Origin of the sequence: Citrobacter sp. wls615, from assembly GCF_005281355.1 — a bacterium.
GTDB lineage: Bacteria > Pseudomonadota > Gammaproteobacteria > Enterobacterales > Enterobacteriaceae > Citrobacter > Citrobacter werkmanii.
This window is the reverse complement of the sequence record NZ_SZXM01000049.1, coordinates 1-16,614: the sequence shown is the minus strand read 5'-3', so window position 1 is coordinate 16,614 and position 16,614 is coordinate 1. Positions and strand designations below refer to the sequence as shown.

Sequence of the window (16,614 nt, the reverse complement as noted above, 5' to 3'; positions counted from 1 at the left end):
ACCGATCCTTAACTGATCGGTATTGCGCCGCGTGCGGGCTTTTTTATTGCTCCCGTCTCAAACTCACACTAACCATTACCAGACTAACTGTTTACATTAAGTCATCATTCTCAAAACATTCTGCTTGAGTTTTTCTTTCCTGTAATGATAATCACTATCACTGTAATTTACTTTTCTTTGCATCAGTTGACTGAGAATAACGTTTAAGGGTTCTTCGCATGTTTGTTCCATTTCTAATTATGTTGCGCGAAGGGTTAGAGGCCGCGCTGATTGTCAGCCTGATTGCCAGCTACCTGAAACGGACTCAGCGTGGTCGTTGGATTGGTGTGATGTGGATTGGTGTTTTGCTGGCGGCGGCGTTATGCCTGGCGTTAGGGATTTTCATCAACGAAACCACTGGGGAATTTCCGCAAAAAGAGCAGGAGCTGTTCGAAGGCATCGTGGCGGTCATTGCTGTGGTGATCCTCACCTGGATGGTGTTCTGGATGCGTAAAGTTTCACGCAACGTCAAAGTCCAGCTTGAACAGGCTGTCGATAACGCGTTACAGCGCGGCAACCATCACGGCTGGGCTCTGGTGATGATGGTCTTTTTTGCCGTCGCCCGCGAGGGGCTGGAGTCGGTGTTCTTTCTGCTGGCGGCGTTTCAGCAGGATGTCGGCATCTGGCCGCCGCTGGGCGCGATGCTGGGGCTGGCAACCGCGGTGGTATTGGGTTATCTGATTTACCTCGGCGGTATTCGTCTCAATCTCGGGGCATTCTTCAAGTGGACCAGTCTGTTCATTTTGTTGGTGGCCGCCGGACTCGCTGCTGGGGCTATCCGCGCATTCCACGAAGCCGGATTATGGAATCATTTTCAGGATGTGGCATTTGACATCAGCAGCGTGCTTTCGACGCACTCGCTGTTTGGCACGTTGATGGAAGGAATCTTCGGCTATCAGGAGGCGCCAAGCGTGAGTGAAGTGGCTGTCTGGTTTATCTACCTGATTCCGGCATTAATTATATTTGCACTATCGCCGCGTTCAGGCACTACGGCATCGCGTACCGCACCTTAAAAAAAACGCGATGCAGAATACTTTTTAGTTACAACATACTTATTTAAAGGGCCAGGTTATGACGCTTCATTTTCGCCGTAGTGCGCTGCAGTTAGGGATTGCCGCGCTGTTTGCATCCGTTTTTTCTGCACAAGCCGCCGATATTCCGCAGGTGAAAGTCACGGTTAACGATAAACAGTGTGAGCCGATGACGATCACGGTTAACGCCGGGAAAACGCAGTTCATCATCCAGAACCACAGCCAGAAAGCGCTGGAGTGGGAGATCCTCAAAGGCGTTATGGTGGTTGAAGAGCGCGAAAACATTGCGCCGGGCTTTAGCCAGAAAATGACGGCCAACCTGCAGCCTGGCGAATATGATATGACCTGCGGTCTGTTGACCAACCCGAAAGGCAAATTGATCGTAAAAGGAAGCGCTACAGCGGATGCCGCGCACAGTGATGCTCTGTTGAGCCTGGGCGGTGCGATTACCGAGTACAAAGCCTACGTGACGGCTGAAACCGCGCAACTGGTAGCGGGTACTAAAGCCTTCACCGATGCGATTAAAGCCGGCGATGTGGAAAAAGCAAAATCCCTGTATGCGCCAACGCGTCAGCACTACGAGCGTATTGAACCGATTGCTGAACTGTTCTCCGATCTCGATGGCAGCATCGATGCGCGGGAAGATGATTACGAACAAAAAGCCGCCGATCCGAAATTTACCGGCTTCCATCGTCTGGAAAAGGCGCTGTTTGGTGACAATTCCACTAAAGGTATGGAGAAGTACGCCGACCAGTTAAACCGTGATGTCCTTGAGCTGCAAACGCGTATTAGCGAGCTGGCCTTCCCACCGTCTAAAGTGGTGGGTGGCGCGGCTGGGCTGATCGAAGAAGTCGCAGCCAGCAAAATCAGTGGGGAAGAAGATCGCTACAGCCATACCGATCTGTGGGATTTCCAGGCCAACGTCGATGGCGCGCAGAAAATTGTCAACCTCCTGCGTCCGCAGTTACAAAAATCCAATGCTGAACTGCTGGCGAAGGTGGATGCGAACTTCAAAAAAGTCGATACCATTCTGAGCAAGTACCGTACCAAAGACGGTTTTGAAACCTATGACAAACTGACCGATGCCGATCGCAATGCGCTGAAAGGGCCAATCACGACGCTGGCGGAAGACTTGTCACAATTACGCGGTGTTCTGGGTCTGGATTAAGCACTATGCAGCAAGAAAATGAAAACGGCGTGAGTGAACCGTCACGCCGACGTTTGTTGAAAGGAATGGGCGCCTTGGGTGGCGCGCTGGCGTTGGCAGGTGGATGCCCGGTTGCCCATGCGCAAAAACCGCAAAGCGCGCCGGGAACGTTGTCTCCTGATGCTCGCAGTGAAGTGCAGCCGTTTTATGGTCAACATCAGGCGGGGATCCTGACGCCGCAACAGGCATCTATGATGCTGGTGGCGTTCGATGTTCTCGCCAGCGATAAGGCCGATCTTGAACGTCTGTTCCGGCTGCTAACCCGGCGATTTGCGTTTCTGACTACCGGTGGACCCGCGCCGGATACGCCGAATCCGCGGTTACCGCCGATGGATTCCGGTATCCTTGGCGCATACATTGCACCAGACAATCTGACGATCACGATGTCGGTCGGCTCCTCGCTGTTTGATGAGCGTTTTGGCCTGAAACCGCAGATGCCGAAAAAGCTGCAAAAAATGACGCGCTTCCCGAATGATTCTTTGGATGCAGCGCTGTGCCATGGCGATCTGCTGTTGCAGATTTGCGCCAACACGCAGGATACAGTCATCCATGCGCTGCGCGATATCATCAAACATACGCCCGATCTGCTCAGCGTTCGCTGGAAACGTGAAGGATTTATTTCCGATCACGCCGCGCGCAGTAAAGGGAAAGAGACCCCGGTCAACTTGCTTGGCTTTAAGGACGGTACCGCGAACCCGGACGCTACAGATGTGAAGCTGATGCAAAACGTGGTGTGGGTTACGGACGGGCAGGGCGAACCTGCGTGGGCGCAAGGTGGCAGCTATCAGGCCGTGCGGCTCATTCAGTTCCGCGTGGAGTTTTGGGATCGCACGCCGCTGAAAGAGCAGCAAACGATTTTTGGTCGCGATAAACACACCGGTGCGCCGCTGGGTATGCAGCATGAGCACGATGTGCCTGACTATGCCAGCGATCCAGAAGGTGAGGTGATTGCACTCGACAGCCATATCCGTCTGGCAAACCCGCGTACGAAAGAGACTGAGTCCAGCCTGATGATGCGTCGCGGTTACAGTTATTCGCTCGGCGTGACCAATTCCGGTCAACTTGATATGGGACTGTTGTTCGTCTGCTATCAGCACGATCTGGAAAAAGGTTTTCTGACGGTGCAGAAACGCCTGAACGGTGAAGCGCTTGAGGAGTATGTCAAACCAATTGGTGGCGGTTACTTCTTTGCGTTGCCGGGAGTTAAAACCGCAGATCATTATCTCGGACAGACCCTGCTCGAAGCTTGATACCTATGCCCCGCAGCGCGGCGGGGCATTTACTGACATCTTCATGAATGAACGAATTATTTTTTATGATCGGTCTGTGAATGAAATAATTTTGTCATCTCTCTGCAAGAGACTGTCTGTGGCGACAAGTCAAAATCAAGTTAATGACAAGTAAAAATATTGTTGCATTAGCGAAAGATTATGATGTACTTATAAGTAACAGCGGTAGTTCCCGGCGGTGATAGTTGTTCACTATGGAGATCGCGAATGGAAAAGTCCTGTACTGGACACGTTTTTCACAGTAACAGCAGTACCTTACGCGGACGTTTCTCTTCCGGTAGCCACTTCGTCACCGCTAAATATCTCCCCCTTTCACTTTTTATCCTTGTAACTGACGCCCTGTACGGTGCGCGTAGCCGTGGGTGGCGTCTTATCCAAAAGCAAGCAATGGCTTACAAGGAAGCCAACCCTCAGATGTTCGTGCGCATAATCGTGCCGCCAACGGCGCGTGTGATGTATACCTACAACTCAAGGTGCTATCCATGGGAAGACAAAAAGCAGTGATCAAAGCTCGTCGCGAAGCAAAACGGGTGCTGAGGCGGGACTCGCGTAGCCATAAGCAACGTGAAGATGAATCGGTCACCTCGCTTGTGCAGATGGGCGGCGTAGAAGCGATCGGAATGGCGCGTGATAGTCGCGATGCCACGCCAATCACGGCGCGAAATGAGGCTCAGGCGCACTACCTGAATGCTATCGAGAGTAAACAGCTGATCTTCGCCACCGGTGAAGCCGGGTGTGGTAAAACCTGGATCAGTGCAGCAAAAGCAGCAGAGGCTCTGATCCATAAAGACGTGGACAGGATTATTGTAACCCGTCCGGTTCTGCAAGCTGATGAAGATCTCGGCTTCTTACCTGGAGATGTTTCCGAGAAGTTCGCCCCCTATTTCCGCCCGGTGTATGACGTGCTGGTGAAACGTCTGGGAGCCTCCTTTATGCAATATTGCCTGCGACCTGAGATTGGTAAGGTGGAAATCGCGCCGTTCGCCTATATGCGTGGACGTACATTTGAAAATGCCGTGGTCATTCTTGACGAGGCTCAGAATGTCACTGCTGCGCAAATGAAGATGTTTTTGACTCGCCTCGGGGAGAATGTGACGGTGATTGTGAATGGGGATGTAACCCAGTGCGATCTACCTGCGCACGTTCGCTCAGGGCTAAGCGACGCGCTGGCCCGTTTCGAAGAAGATGAAATGGTTGGGATCGTTCGTTTCAATAAAGATGATTGCGTTCGCTCGGCCCTCTGTCAGCGGACGCTCAACGCTTATAATTGATGAGTATGCCGTCTTCAAGGCCCGGGAAACCGGGCTTTGTTTTAGCGGTATTACAGAATATCTTTTAGGGCGGCAGTCGTCATGGTCGCTTCAAATGGAATCAACTCAACTTTCGCGACGCCAGCCTGCTGGAAGGGATCCAGGCTCAGATAGTGTTGTAGTTTTTCAGCATCATCACATTTTGCCAATATCACACCACCGGAACGTGGGATTTTGCGGCCTGATGCCAGGAATAAACCTTCCGCATAGCCTTTTTTCAGCCATTCTACGTGGGCGGGAAGTAGGCTATCGACTTCATTTAACGGTTTAATATAGGTTAAAACAACAACATAAGTAACACTCATTTTATTATCCCTGTTTTTTGAAAGTGTATTAACGTAGCATATAACCAGGGAGAGAAAAGATTAATATCAGCACTGTCCTTCCTAAGTTTTAATATTAAAACTTCATATGCCGCATTTATGTATGTTAATTGAACACTTGTAGGGCGCGGATGAGTTGACGTGGTTGATGGCTGGCGAAAAAATGGCGGGAATCACTTTATCGGCGGGTTTTATTAATAATAATGAAACATGCGTGATGCGATAAATATTACGATAATGTTCCAGATCATAAGCGTTTTATATTTTTTAACATATTTGGCAAACTGAAACGCATACTTTCGCTATACTGTAGATCCTTGAATATTCTGCGCTCCCGAACTGGATCCGCCTTCTAATGCTTGAATTAAAAAATATTGCGTGCCTGCGGGATGAACGTCAACTCTTTTGCCGCCTGTCATGTTCTATTCAGCCCGGCGAAGTTGTCCAAATATCGGGACCTAATGGGGCAGGAAAAACCTCTTTATTACAGCTACTAACCGGATTATCAACGCCGAGTGAAGGGCAGATTTTGTGGCAGGGTAAACCGCTGCATCGGATGCGTGACGACTGGCATCGTCAACTGTTGTGGCTTGGCCATCAGGTTGGCGTAAAAGGAGGGCTGACGGCGGAGGAAAATCTGCGTTTTTATCACCCGCAGGCGTCACTTGAGACGCGCTGGCAAGCGCTGGAGCAGGTCGGACTCGTCGGTTTTGAAGATGTTGTAGTGGCACAGCTTTCGGTCGGGCAGCAGCGGCGCGTGGCGCTGGCCAGACTGTGGCTAAGCCGCACAACGTTCTGGATTTTAGATGAACCCTTTACTGCGCTGGACGTGGCCGGTGTGCAAAAACTGACCTCACGACTGGAACAGCATGTCGTCCAGGGCGGCACGGTCATTCTGACAACCCATCAACCTTTACGGCCTCTGTGCGTCCCGTTGCGCACCATTACGCTCAATGAGTATGAGGTGGCTGTGGCATGATCGCGCAGATTTTCTGGCGCGACCTGCGCCTTGCCTTTCGTAACTTTGCCGAAATTATCAACCCGCTGTGGTTCTTCCTGATTATCGTCACGCTGTTTCCACTCAGTATTGGCCCTGAGCCACAGCTGCTGCGGCAAATTGCCCCCGGCATCGTCTGGGTAGCGGCGCTACTCTCCTCACTGCTTGCAATGGATCGGCTGTTTCGTGATGACTGGCTGGACGGTTCGTTGCAGCAGATGATGCTGATGCCAGTCCCGCTTTCGCTGGTGGTGCTGGCGAAAGTCGCCGCGCACTGGGTGGTTTCCGGGCTACCGCTGTTAATCATCTCGCCGCTTATCGCCACGCTGTTTGGCCTCTCCGTTGCGGAGTGGCAAGTGCTGGCGCTTACGCTATTGTTGGGTACGCCCACGCTCAGTTTTATTGGTGCGATTGGCGTCGGGCTGACCGTCGGATTGCGGCGCGGCGGCGTATTGCTCAGCCTGCTGGTGCTGCCGTTGATGATCCCTTTATTAATTTTTGCGACCGCCGCCGTGGGCGCGGCGCAGATGCTGCTGCCGGTTGACGGCTATCTGGCGATCCTCGGGGCCTTCCTGGCAGGAAGCGCCACCTTAAGTCCGTTCGCCACTGCGGCAGCGTTACGAATCAGCGTGCAATAACTCCCGTCATCTGCGGGAATATGAGGCAAAGAAAAAATGTGGAAAGCATTACACCAACTCGCCATTCCAGAGCGGTTGTATAAGGTCTGCGGGCGATTTATTCCGGCAATGGCTATCCTGAGCGCGCTGTTTCTGGTGGTGGGCTGTATCTGGGGCTTTGTCTACGCCCCAGCGGATTATCAGCAGGGCGAAAGCTATCGCATCATGTATCTGCATGTGCCCGCGGCTATCTGGTCGATGGGGATTTATGGCTCGATGGCGGTGACTGCCTTTGTGGGGCTGATTTGGCAAATGAAAATGGCGGACAACGCGGTGATGGCGATGGCGCTTCCCGGCGCTGTCTATACCTTCATCGCGCTGGTCACTGGTTCTGCCTGGGGCAAACCAATGTGGGGCACCTGGTGGGTGTGGGATGCGCGTCTGACTTCCGAGCTGGTGCTGCTGTTCTTATATGTCGGCGTGATTGGCTTGTATCACGCCTTTGATGACCGCCGCCTGGCCGGGCGCGCCGCCGGGATCCTCGTTCTGGTCGGGGTGGTCAATTTGCCGATTATTCATTTTTCCGTTGAATGGTGGAACACCCTGCATCAGGGGTCGACCAATATGCAGAAAACCATCGACCCATCTATGCGTATGCCGTTGCGTTTAACGATTTTCGGCTTCTTATTCCTTTTTATTACTCTGACATTAATGCGTATGCGTAATTTGATTCTGCTGCAGGAACGTCGCCGCCCATGGGTGGCGCAGCTGGTTTCCGGGCGCAAAAACGAGGTTAATTCATGACGAGCGCTTTCCACTCCTGGAGTGATTTCTGGCAGATGGGCGGGTACGCCTTTTATGTCTGGCTGGCAGTTGCCGTGACGGCGTTCTCGCTGCTGATTGTGGTCTGGCATGCATGCTGGCAGCGCAGGGCGCTGCTGGCTGACGTTCAGCGTCAGATGGCGCGCGAGCGCCGGATGCAGGCGGCGCGTAAAAAAGGAGAGGCGTTGTGAATCCGCGGCGTAAGGTACGACTCTGGCTTGCCTGTAGCGTGTTGGGAGGACTGGCGCTGACGGTCGGACTGGTGATGTATGCGCTCAGCGCCAATATCGATCTCTTCTATACGCCGGGGGAAATCATTTACGGCAAGCGGGAAAATGGCCAGAAGCCGGAGCCGGGACAGCGCCTGCGCATTGGCGGCATGGTGATGCCCGGCAGCGTGAAGCGTGACGATAAAACGCTGGACGTGACCTTTAAGCTCTACGATGCGCGCGGCGTGGTAGAGGTGAGCTATACGGGGATCCTGCCAGCGCTGTTCAGAGAAGGGCAGGGTGTGGTGGCACAGGGAACGCTGCAAGACGGCACCCATATCCGTGCCAAAGAGGTGTTGGCGAAACACGATGAAAACTATACCCCTCCGGAGATTAAAGAGGCGATGGACGAAAATCATCACCCTGCCGGAAATCAACAAGGAGCCGCGCAATGATCCCTGAAATTGGGCATTTTCTGCTGTGCCTGGCGCTGGGTATTTCCTGCCTGCTCGGGCTGTATCCGACCTGGGGTGCGATGCGCCAGGATACGCGGATGATGGCACTGGCGAAACCGCTGTCATTCGCCATGTTTGCGGCGATCCTCGGGTCATTCCTGATACTGGTTTACGCTTTTGTGGTGAATGATTTCACCGTTCAGTATGTCGCCAGCAACTCGAATACGCTGCTGCCGGTATGGTATCGCGTGGCGGCTACCTGGGGGGCGCACGAAGGGTCGCTGCTGTTGTGGGTGCTCCTGATGAGCGGCTGGACCTTTGCAGTGGCGGCGCTGAGCCGCAACATTCCCCTGGAAGCATCATCCCGCGTGCTGGCGGTGATGGGGATGATCTCCTTTTGCTTTCTGGTGTTCATCCTGCTGACCTCGAACCCGTTTGTACGCACGCTGCCGGACTTTCCGATCGAGGGCCGCGACCTGAATCCGATGCTGCAGGATATTGGACTGATTTTTCATCCACCGATGTTGTACATGGGTTACGTGGGCTTTTCCGTCGCCTTTGCTTTTGCCATCGCTTCGCTCATGACCGGGCGTCTGGACAGCGCCTGGGCGCGCTGGTCGCGTCCGTGGACACTGGCGGCGTGGAGCTTCCTGACGGTGGGCATCGTGTTGGGTTCTGCCTGGGCATACTACGAGCTGGGCTGGGGCGGTTGGTGGTTCTGGGATCCCGTCGAAAATGCCTCTCTGATGCCGTGGCTGGCCGGAACGGCACTGATTCACTCACTGTCTGTAACGGAGAAGCGGGGTAGCTTCAAATCCTGGACCGTGCTGCTGGCAATCCTCGCCTTCTCGCTCTGCCTGCTTGGCACCTTCCTGGTGCGTTCCGGGGTACTCATTTCTGTGCACTCATTCGCCTCTGATCCGACGCGCGGCCTGTTTATTTTGGCGCTGCTGGTGATCACCATCGGCGGTTCGCTGCTGCTGTTTGCCATTAAAGGCGGGAAGGTGCGCTCTCGGGTACGGCATGAGCTGTGGTCGCGCGAGTCGCTGCTGCTGGGTAATAACGTCCTGCTGATCGCCGCGATGCTGGTGGTGCTGTTGGGCACACTACTGCCGCTGATTCATAAATTATTGGGGCTGGGTAGTATCTCAATCGGTGAACCATTCTTTAATTCGCTGTTTATCGTGCTGATGATTCCCTTCTCGCTACTGCTGGGCATTGGGCCACTGGTGCGCTGGCGGCGCGATGAATTGCATAAGCTGCGTAAGCGGCTGCTGATTGCGGCGCTGGTGTCGATTGTGCTGGCCGTGGTGCTGCCGTGGCTGATGCAGGACCGTATTAAGGCGATGACCGTGCTTGGTCTGCTGATGTCGCTGTGGGCGTTGGTTCTGACAGTGATGGAGGTCGTGGAACGCGCTACCGATCGCCATACCTTCTGGCGTGGGCTAACTCGCCTGGGACGCAGCCACTGGGGGATGGTGGCTGGGCATGTCGGGCTGGTGGTGACGGTGATTGGCATCGCCTTTAGCCAGAACTATAGCATTGAGCGCGATGTGCGTATGAAGCCGGGTGATAGCGCCGATATTCATCAATATCACTTTGTCTTCCGCGACGTTCAGGACATTACCGGCCCGAACTATTTTGGCGGCGAAGCGGTGATTGACGTCTCGCAGGACGGACAACACATCAGCACCCTGCGGGCAGAAAAACGCGTCTACAGCAGCAGCCGGATGGAGATGACCGAGGCCGCCATCGACGGCGGGCTGGTGCGCGATCTGTATGCCGCGCTGGGTGAAGAACTGGATGATGGCAGTTGGGCGGTGCGCCTGTACTACAAACCGTTTGTTCGCTGGATCTGGTTTGGCGGAATGTTAATGGCGCTTGGCGGCGTATTATGCATTCTGGACCCGCGCTACCGCTTACGTAAATCGCTGCCGGAGAACGCATAATGAACCGCAAAGTCCTTTATCTGCCGCTGGTTATCTTTCTGGTTCTGGTGGCGGCGCTGATGTGGCAACTGCTGCGCAATAGCGACGGCGATGACCCAACGGCGCTGGAGTCGGCGCTGGTTGGAAAACCGTTACCGGAGTTCCGCCTGACATCGCTGGAGAAACCCGACGTGATGCTGGACGCGTCCAGTATTATCAACGGGAAGCCGGTGCTGCTTAACGTCTGGGCGACCTGGTGTCCAACCTGCCGCGCGGAGCACCAATACCTGCGTTCCCTTGCGGCGCAGGGCATTCGCATTGTGGGCATTAACTATAAAGACGATCGCCAGAAGGCGCTGGACTGGCTGCACGAGCTGGGTAATCCGTACGCGCAGGGGGTGTTTGATGGTGACGGTATGCTGGGGTTGGATCTCGGTGTCTACGGTGCGCCGGAAACCTTCCTTATCGACGGCAAAGGCATTATTCGCTACCGCCATGCGGGCGATCTGAACGAACAGGTATGGCAGCAGGAAATCCTGCCATTGTGGAATAAATACAGTCGGGAGGGCAGCGCGTGAGATTTTTGCTAATGACGTTGCTGACAGCGTTGCTATCGTTTCAGGCGCTGGCGGCGATTGACACTTATCCGTTTAAAAATGAGGCTCAGGAGCAGCAGTTCCGCCAACTGACCGCGCAGCTGCGCTGCCCGAAATGCCAAAACAACAGCATTGCCGACTCCAATTCGATGATTGCCGCCGATATGCGTAAAAAAGTCTGGCAACTGATGGAGGAGGGGCAAAGCAATCAGCAAATTACCGATTATATGGTGGCGCGCTACGGTAACTTCGTCACCTATGAACCGCCGGTAACGTTGGCTACGCTGATCCTCTGGTTGCTCCCTGCCTGTTTTGTTCTGGGCGGCGCGCTGGTCATTTTCCGTTTAAGCCGTCGCCCGCGGGCCGCGCAGGAAACGGAACTCAGTCCGCATGAGCAGGCGCGTTTGCAAGCGCTTCTCGATGAAAACAAAAGGACCCTGAAATGATCGTCGCTTTTCTCATCATGATAATTTTACTGCTGGGGACGGCGGCATTGCTGTTCATTCCCTGGTCTGGCAGACAGCGCGTTGATCGTAACACGATGAATCATATGATTTTTCGTGCGCGTCTTCAGGAGCTTGATGAAGACATTTCTCCGGTAAATGCGGCTCAGCAACAGCAGTTAGTTGACGATTTACGCTTGAATTTATTGGAAGATTTGCCTGAGTCGCCAAAAACGGATAACAAAAATAGTAGCTATTGGGTGTATATTCTCGGGGTTATTATACTAACCTCTTTATGCGTAGGGGTATTCGTCCGAACGAGTTACGTCCCCCGTGTAATTGAGTGGCAGCAGGTCGTGCAACAAACGCCGCAACTGATGCAGCGCGTGATGGATCCCCAGGGGAAACCGCTGTCGGAAGAAGAGCTGTTTCGCCTGGCGCTGGGGCTACGTACCCGTCTGCAACAATATCCGGCAGACCAGCTAAGCTGGACGATGCTCGGCAGGCTACAACTGGTGCTGAATAACCCCGGGGCTGCGTTACAGGCGTTTGATAAAGCGCGACAGTTGGCGCCGGGAAATGCGGATGCGCAGCTGGGCTACACCGAAGCATTGCTGCACTCTACGGATCCGAATGATAGCCGTGAAGCCCAGCAGTTGCTTGATACGTTGCTCAAAAATAACCATAACGATGTACGGGTGCTCAGCCTTGTGGCGTTTAACGCCTTTGAGCATCAACAATATGATAAAGCGATAGCGGCATGGCAACTGATGCTGAAACTGTTACCGCCGGATGATAGCCAACGAGAGATCATTATTCGTAGTATCGACCGCGCGAAAAAAGAACAAATCGCTACACTGAAATAATCAAAATATATCAACATTTGCACGAAGGTTTGCTCGGTTTGCAATGTGATACCACGCTGAAATTATCGGCTAATCAACCTCTGATGATTAGCCCGCAGAATCAAACTTCCATAAGCATTGTTGGATTAGAAGATGACGGTAATCGCTATAAATATTTTTATATAGCGATTGTCATGTGGCAAGGACTATTGCGTCTTTATTTTAGGAAAAGGGTTAAATAATAAGATGAGAAAACTTTCACTGGAACGTTCGGGTAGGCGAAAAATTATATTTATCGCCCTGCTGGTTGGGATCATTATTGGTGTCGTGCTGCTGGCGGGTACGGCAACTATCATGCATAAAACCAGCGATACCGAATTCTGCGTGTCGTGTCATACCATGCAACAACCTCTGGCGGAATATCAGGGCAGTGTGCATTTCCAGAACGATAAAGGTATTCGCGCCGAGTGTGCCGATTGCCACGTTCCCCACCAGCCGATCGATTACATGCTGACCAAAATTGGCGCCCTGAAAGATGTTTGGGGTGAAATGACCGGTAAAATCGATACCCCAGAAAAATACGAGGCGCATAAGCTCGCGATGGCCCAGAGCGTGTGGGATGGGTTGAAGAAGAACGACTCGGCAACCTGTCGTTCCTGCCACGACTACAAAGCGATGGATATTCTGGCGCAAACCCCTGAAGCCCGTAAGCAGCACCCGGTGGCGATCAAAGAGGGCCAAACCTGTATCGATTGTCATAAAGGCGTCGCGCACATTCTGCCGAACATGAGTGGCCTGGCGGCAGCCGGGGCGAGCGAACTGGCGAATGCGGCAGCGAAAACGCCGGCAACGGCGACCACGCTGTACACCATTCAAACCCAACCGTTCTGGCTCAGTGAGAAAACCGCCGATCATAACGACGGTAACCTGATGGCTTCCACCGAAGTGCAGGTAGTGAAACGTGACGGTGATATGGTCCTGGCTGATGTCAAAGGCTGGCAGCAGGATGGCGTCACTGAGGCGTTCTACGCCGCGCGCGGTAAACGCATCATGAGCGCCCTGCTGGGCGAGGAAGCGCGTAAAGCGCTGAAAGTGAACAGCACGGTAACTGATGAAGAGACCAAACAGGTCTGGCATGAAGTCGATCTGCAGGTCTGGCTGCCGGCGAAAAGTCTGATTGGCGATCAACAAAAAATCTGGAGCTACGCTTCCGATCTCATGGCTAACAACTGTACCGGTTGCCATGGTCTTACCGAGTTGAATCGCTTTAACGCCAACCAGTGGATTGGGGTGGTTAAAGGCATGTCCGGTCGTACGTCGCTAACGCAGGAACAGGTTCGTCTTCTGACCCAGTACGTACAAAAACACGCGAGCGACATGCCCGCAGCAGCCGATCAGGACAAAAAATAAGGAGCCATGATGAAAAAGAATAGTGACCATGACATGGCGGAGCAGAGCCAGGAAGCAGGTATGAATCTGACTCGTCGCCGTTTTCTGGCCGGTGCCGGAGCTTTAATGGCGGCACCGCTGCTGGCGGGAATGTGGCCACGCTCGGCGCTGGCCGAAGCGATTAGTCAGGCATTGCCACAGTTTGTCGCGCTGCGCCAGGCGGAGAGCGGTATTCTGACCGGTGCCCACTGGGGCGCGTTTGAAGCGATCGTCCGCGATGGCAAAATGGTTGACGTTCGTCCGGTGAAAGACGATCCGTATCCGAACGAACTGATTACTATGGCACCCTATCAGGTGTATGCCGAAAACCGCATTAAGTACCCGATGGTGCGTAAAAGCTGGCTGGAAGGCGGCGCGAAAGACTGTAAACCTGAGCTGCGTGGCCGCGATGAGTGGGTGCGCGTAAGCTGGGATAAAGCGCTGCATCTGGTGGCCGGTGAAATCAGCCGTCTGCAGAAAGAGCACGGACCGTCCTCTATCTATGCGGGCTCTTATGGCTGGAAAAGTGTGGGGATGTTCCACAACCCAAGAACACTACTGCAGCGCATGATGAACCTGGCAGGCGGTTTTGTCGGCTACTCCGGCGACTACTCGACCGGTGCCGCACAGGTAATAATGCCGCATGTAGTGGGCTCTGTTGAGGTTTATGAGCAGCAGACCGCATGGCCGAACGTCATTGAAAACACCGAGCTGGTGGTGATGATTGGCTGTAACCCTATGATCACGCTTAAAAACAGCTGGAACCTGCCGGATCACGTCAGCCAGACTGGTTTTGAAGCGCTGAAGAAAAAAGGCACCCGGATGATCTGTATCGATCCGGTGCACAGCGACAGCGCCCGCATGCTGGGTGCCGAGTGGATTGGCCCGCACAGCTATACCGACTGTGCGCTGATGGCGGGGATTGCCCATACGCTGTTGGTGGAAAAACTGCATAACGCTGACTTCCTGAAAACCTATACCGTCGGCTTCGATAAGTTTGAAGCGTATCTGACCGGTCAGGACGACGGTATTGTGAAAGACGCCAATTGGGCGGCGGACATCAGCGGTGTTGACGCCGAGGTGATCAAACAGCTGGCGCGCGATATGGCAAAACACCGCACCATGATCATGGGCGGCTGGGGCATTCAGCGGCAACATCACGGCGAGCAGGCGCACTGGATGATGGTGACCCTGGCGTCGATGCTGGGGCAGATTGGTCTGCCTGGCGGCGGCTTCGGATTTAGCTATCACTACTCTTCTGGCGGTAGCCCGACCGCGCGCGGCGGCATTCTCGCCGGGATCTCGGCGGGTAGCCCAACCTCTCCGGCGGCAAAAGACATTACACCGTTCCCGGTAGCGCGTATTGCCGATGCGCTGGCGAACCCTGGCAAGACCATTGATTATAACGGCACGAAAGTGACCTACCCGGATATTAAAATGGTCTACGTGGCGGGGGGGAATACCTTCCACCAGCATCAGGATACCAATAACCTGGTCAAAGCCTGGCAGCACCCGGAGACCGTGGTCGTCAACGAACCTTACTGGACGGCAACGGCCAAACATGCCGACATCGTGCTGCCTGTTACCACGACCTATGAACGTAACGATTTGGACATGGGCGGCGACTACTCGCAGCTCTACGTCTTCCCGCTACGCCAGTGTGTGCCGCCGCAGCATGAAGCGAAAAATGACTTTGACGTCTTTGCCGGTATTGCCGAAATCCTCGGTGTACACGACGCCTTTACCGAAGGTAAAGATGAGATGTTATGGTTAAAAGGCATGTATGACGACATGAAAGCTCAGGCGCGTAACGCACGCGTGGCGCTGCCGCCGTTTGATATGTTCTGGGCGTCCAACAACTATATCCGCTTCCCGATTCCGGAAGAGAATAAACAGTGGGTACGCTTTGCTGATTTCCGCGAGAACCCGCTGCTTAATCCACTGGGTACGCCGTCCGGCAAAATCGAAATCTATTCTGATGCCATTGCCAAAATGGGCTACGAGGACTGTAAAGCGATCCCGACCTGGATGCCGCCTCACGAGTGGTATCGCGGGCCGGAAGCAGCGAAATATCCGCTGTCGCTGAATACCGGTCACCCGATTAACCGTCTACACTCTCAGCTCGACAACACGCCGCTACGTAAGAAGTATGCAGTAGCCGACCGTGAGGCTATCTGGATCCATCCGAAGGATGCCAGCGCACGTGGCATTAGTGCGGGTGATCTGGTTCGTGCCTTTAACGATCGCGGGCAGATCCTGGTAGGGGCGGTGATCACTGATAACGTCCGTGAAGGGGTGGTGCGAATCAGCGAAGGGGCGTGGTTTGACCCGGCCGATCCGTCACAGCCTGGTTCGCTGTGTAAGAACGGTAACGTCAACTGTCTGACCTTTGACGTCGGTTCCTCCAGCCTGGCGCAGGGGAACTGCGGGCAGATGTCACAGTTGCAGATCGAGAAATATACCGGACCGGTGCTGCAAAACACCGCGCATAATGTGCCTGTAGGCGCATAATCGACAGCCGGTCATAACGAACGGCCCCTCTTGCCAGTGGTGAGAGGGGCCGTTTCTTTACCGTGCTGCGTTTAATCCTGGCTGTATACAGTTGCTGAACCCCGGTCGGGGCTTCTCATCCCTCCGCAGGCGTGCAATATGCGAAAAAAAAGCCCGTACTTGCGTACGATATCGGTGTATAAACTTAGTTGACGAATTTCTTTTGGGATTTTAGAAGATAAATAATAATACTCGTCTGGGGTATATGTTTTTGAATATTCTGGCTCCTCGCGTGAATATGATGAGTTGCACACAAAAAGTAAAAAGCATAACAGTAAACGGGTCATGATTATTTCATATCCTCTGTATAATTAGGAATATCAGCATGCATCAATTGTTCGGCTCTTTGTCTGTTTAGTTCAGCCATACAGGAATATATGCGAGTAAAACTCCCCACACCATTTCCCCATGATTCTGCAAACGAGCACTGAGCAAGACGATAACGAATAAACGCTTGATTAGATTTATCCAGTCTGTAAAGTGCAATCGGGATAGTATCATCCAGTGCTGCACTTTTGACTTCAG

Annotated in this window: 18 protein-coding genes; 16 read left to right on the top strand and 2 right to left on the bottom strand. The window is 53.6% G+C overall.

The window, feature by feature from the left end; all coding sequences use genetic code 11:
* The first annotated feature begins 218 nt into the window (after positions 1-218).
* From efeU to phoH, 5 genes are all read left to right on the top strand, one after another.
* On the top strand, positions 219-1,052 hold the full coding sequence (gene efeU, locus FDX04_RS14270) for an iron uptake transporter permease EfeU (RefSeq protein WP_137371103.1): 834 nt from the start codon (positions 219-221) through the stop codon (positions 1,050-1,052).
* 58 nt (positions 1,053-1,110) lie between these two features.
* Positions 1,111-2,238, top strand: coding sequence for an iron uptake system protein EfeO (gene efeO / locus FDX04_RS14265; protein WP_137361058.1), 1,128 nt, complete (start codon positions 1,111-1,113; stop codon positions 2,236-2,238).
* Between the two features lie 5 nt (positions 2,239-2,243).
* Positions 2,244-3,527 carry an iron uptake transporter deferrochelatase/peroxidase subunit gene (gene efeB / locus FDX04_RS14260; protein ID WP_061381821.1) on the top strand — a complete coding sequence of 428 codons (1,284 nt, stop codon included), beginning with the start codon at positions 2,244-2,246 and terminating at the stop codon, positions 3,525-3,527.
* A 246-nt stretch (positions 3,528-3,773) separates the two neighbouring features.
* Positions 3,774-4,070 (top strand): hypothetical protein, encoded by a 297-nt coding sequence (locus tag FDX04_RS24215; RefSeq protein ID WP_042309399.1) that lies wholly within the window; start codon positions 3,774-3,776, stop codon positions 4,068-4,070.
* Positions 4,049-4,837 (top strand): phosphate starvation-inducible protein PhoH, encoded by a 789-nt coding sequence (phoH, locus tag FDX04_RS14255; RefSeq protein WP_006685183.1) that lies wholly within the window; start codon positions 4,049-4,051, stop codon positions 4,835-4,837. The genes FDX04_RS24215 and phoH overlap by 22 nt, the downstream gene beginning before the upstream one ends.
* 50 nt (positions 4,838-4,887) lie before the next feature.
* Here phoH and FDX04_RS14250 read toward each other — a convergent pair whose 3' ends face one another.
* On the bottom strand, positions 4,888-5,181 hold the full coding sequence (locus tag FDX04_RS14250) for a YciI family protein (RefSeq protein WP_042309397.1): 294 nt from the start codon (positions 5,179-5,181) through the stop codon (positions 4,888-4,890).
* Between the two features lie 373 nt (positions 5,182-5,554).
* Between FDX04_RS14250 and ccmA the strand changes: the two genes are divergently transcribed.
* The 11 genes from ccmA (at position 5,555) to torA (ending at position 16,050) form a co-directional block, all read left to right on the top strand.
* Entirely contained in the window at positions 5,555-6,178 is a 624-nt protein-coding gene (gene ccmA / locus FDX04_RS14245) for a cytochrome c biogenesis heme-transporting ATPase CcmA (protein ID WP_137361057.1), read from the top strand.
* The gene (ccmB, locus tag FDX04_RS14240; RefSeq protein ID WP_079224734.1) at positions 6,175-6,834 is read left to right on the top strand and encodes a heme exporter protein CcmB; all 660 of its coding nucleotides are present in this window, start codon (positions 6,175-6,177) and stop codon (positions 6,832-6,834) included. Before ccmA ends, ccmB begins: the two co-directional genes overlap by 4 nt.
* A 36-nt stretch (positions 6,835-6,870) precedes the next feature.
* Positions 6,871-7,617 (top strand): heme ABC transporter permease, encoded by a 747-nt coding sequence (locus tag FDX04_RS14235; RefSeq protein WP_042309394.1) that lies wholly within the window; start codon positions 6,871-6,873, stop codon positions 7,615-7,617.
* Positions 7,614-7,826, top strand: a complete 213-nt coding sequence (gene ccmD, locus FDX04_RS14230; RefSeq protein ID WP_042309392.1) for a heme exporter protein CcmD — start codon at positions 7,614-7,616, stop codon at positions 7,824-7,826. The genes FDX04_RS14235 and ccmD overlap by 4 nt, the downstream gene beginning before the upstream one ends.
* Positions 7,823-8,299 carry a cytochrome c maturation protein CcmE gene (gene ccmE, locus FDX04_RS14225; RefSeq protein ID WP_042309391.1) on the top strand — a complete coding sequence of 159 codons (477 nt, stop codon included), beginning with the start codon at positions 7,823-7,825 and terminating at the stop codon, positions 8,297-8,299. The genes ccmD and ccmE overlap by 4 nt, the downstream gene beginning before the upstream one ends.
* Entirely contained in the window at positions 8,296-10,248 is a 1,953-nt protein-coding gene (locus FDX04_RS14220; protein WP_137361056.1) for a heme lyase CcmF/NrfE family subunit, read from the top strand. The genes ccmE and FDX04_RS14220 overlap by 4 nt, the downstream gene beginning before the upstream one ends.
* Positions 10,248-10,805, top strand: coding sequence for a DsbE family thiol:disulfide interchange protein (locus tag FDX04_RS14215; protein ID WP_137361055.1), 558 nt, complete (start codon positions 10,248-10,250; stop codon positions 10,803-10,805). Before FDX04_RS14220 ends, FDX04_RS14215 begins: the two co-directional genes overlap by 1 nt.
* Positions 10,802-11,269 carry a cytochrome c-type biogenesis protein gene (locus tag FDX04_RS14210; protein ID WP_077949340.1) on the top strand — a complete coding sequence of 156 codons (468 nt, stop codon included), beginning with the start codon at positions 10,802-10,804 and terminating at the stop codon, positions 11,267-11,269. The genes FDX04_RS14215 and FDX04_RS14210 overlap by 4 nt, the downstream gene beginning before the upstream one ends.
* A complete protein-coding gene (gene ccmI, locus FDX04_RS14205) occupies positions 11,266-12,132 on the top strand; it encodes a c-type cytochrome biogenesis protein CcmI (RefSeq protein ID WP_042309383.1) in 867 nt (288 codons plus the stop codon). The genes FDX04_RS14210 and ccmI overlap by 4 nt, the downstream gene beginning before the upstream one ends.
* Positions 12,133-12,357: 225 nt before the next feature.
* The gene (locus FDX04_RS14200) at positions 12,358-13,521 is read left to right on the top strand and encodes a NapC/NirT family cytochrome c (protein WP_137361053.1); all 1,164 of its coding nucleotides are present in this window, start codon (positions 12,358-12,360) and stop codon (positions 13,519-13,521) included.
* A gap of 9 nt (positions 13,522-13,530) precedes the next feature.
* Positions 13,531-16,050, top strand: a complete 2,520-nt coding sequence (gene torA, locus FDX04_RS14195) for a trimethylamine-N-oxide reductase TorA (protein WP_137371102.1) — start codon at positions 13,531-13,533, stop codon at positions 16,048-16,050.
* Between the two features lie 328 nt (positions 16,051-16,378).
* On the opposite strand, the gene FDX04_RS14190 is transcribed toward torA, so the two are convergent.
* A partial coding sequence (locus FDX04_RS14190) for a lysozyme inhibitor LprI family protein (protein WP_137361052.1) occupies positions 16,379-16,614 on the bottom strand: 236 nt, incomplete at its 5' end.

Coding starts and splice junctions, on each gene's coding strand:
- FDX04_RS14220 (WP_137361056.1), top strand. CDS start 8,296: ATGATCCCTGAAATTGGGCATTTTCTGCTGTGCCTGGCGCTGGGTATT.
- torA (WP_137371102.1), top strand. CDS start 13,531: ATGAAAAAGAATAGTGACCATGACATGGCGGAGCAGAGCCAGGAAGCA.
- ccmB (WP_079224734.1), top strand. CDS start 6,175: ATGATCGCGCAGATTTTCTGGCGCGACCTGCGCCTTGCCTTTCGTAAC.
- phoH (WP_006685183.1), top strand. CDS start 4,049: ATGGGAAGACAAAAAGCAGTGATCAAAGCTCGTCGCGAAGCAAAACGG.
- ccmI (WP_042309383.1), top strand. CDS start 11,266: ATGATCGTCGCTTTTCTCATCATGATAATTTTACTGCTGGGGACGGCG.
- efeO (WP_137361058.1), top strand. CDS start 1,111: ATGACGCTTCATTTTCGCCGTAGTGCGCTGCAGTTAGGGATTGCCGCG.
- FDX04_RS14250 (WP_042309397.1), bottom strand. CDS start 5,181: ATGAGTGTTACTTATGTTGTTGTTTTAACCTATATTAAACCGTTAAAT.
- efeB (WP_061381821.1), top strand. CDS start 2,244: ATGCAGCAAGAAAATGAAAACGGCGTGAGTGAACCGTCACGCCGACGT.
- FDX04_RS14235 (WP_042309394.1), top strand. CDS start 6,871: ATGTGGAAAGCATTACACCAACTCGCCATTCCAGAGCGGTTGTATAAG.
- FDX04_RS14215 (WP_137361055.1), top strand. CDS start 10,248: ATGAACCGCAAAGTCCTTTATCTGCCGCTGGTTATCTTTCTGGTTCTG.
- FDX04_RS24215 (WP_042309399.1), top strand. CDS start 3,774: ATGGAAAAGTCCTGTACTGGACACGTTTTTCACAGTAACAGCAGTACC.
- ccmD (WP_042309392.1), top strand. CDS start 7,614: ATGACGAGCGCTTTCCACTCCTGGAGTGATTTCTGGCAGATGGGCGGG.
- FDX04_RS14200 (WP_137361053.1), top strand. CDS start 12,358: ATGAGAAAACTTTCACTGGAACGTTCGGGTAGGCGAAAAATTATATTT.
- ccmA (WP_137361057.1), top strand. CDS start 5,555: ATGCTTGAATTAAAAAATATTGCGTGCCTGCGGGATGAACGTCAACTC.
- efeU (WP_137371103.1), top strand. CDS start 219: ATGTTTGTTCCATTTCTAATTATGTTGCGCGAAGGGTTAGAGGCCGCG.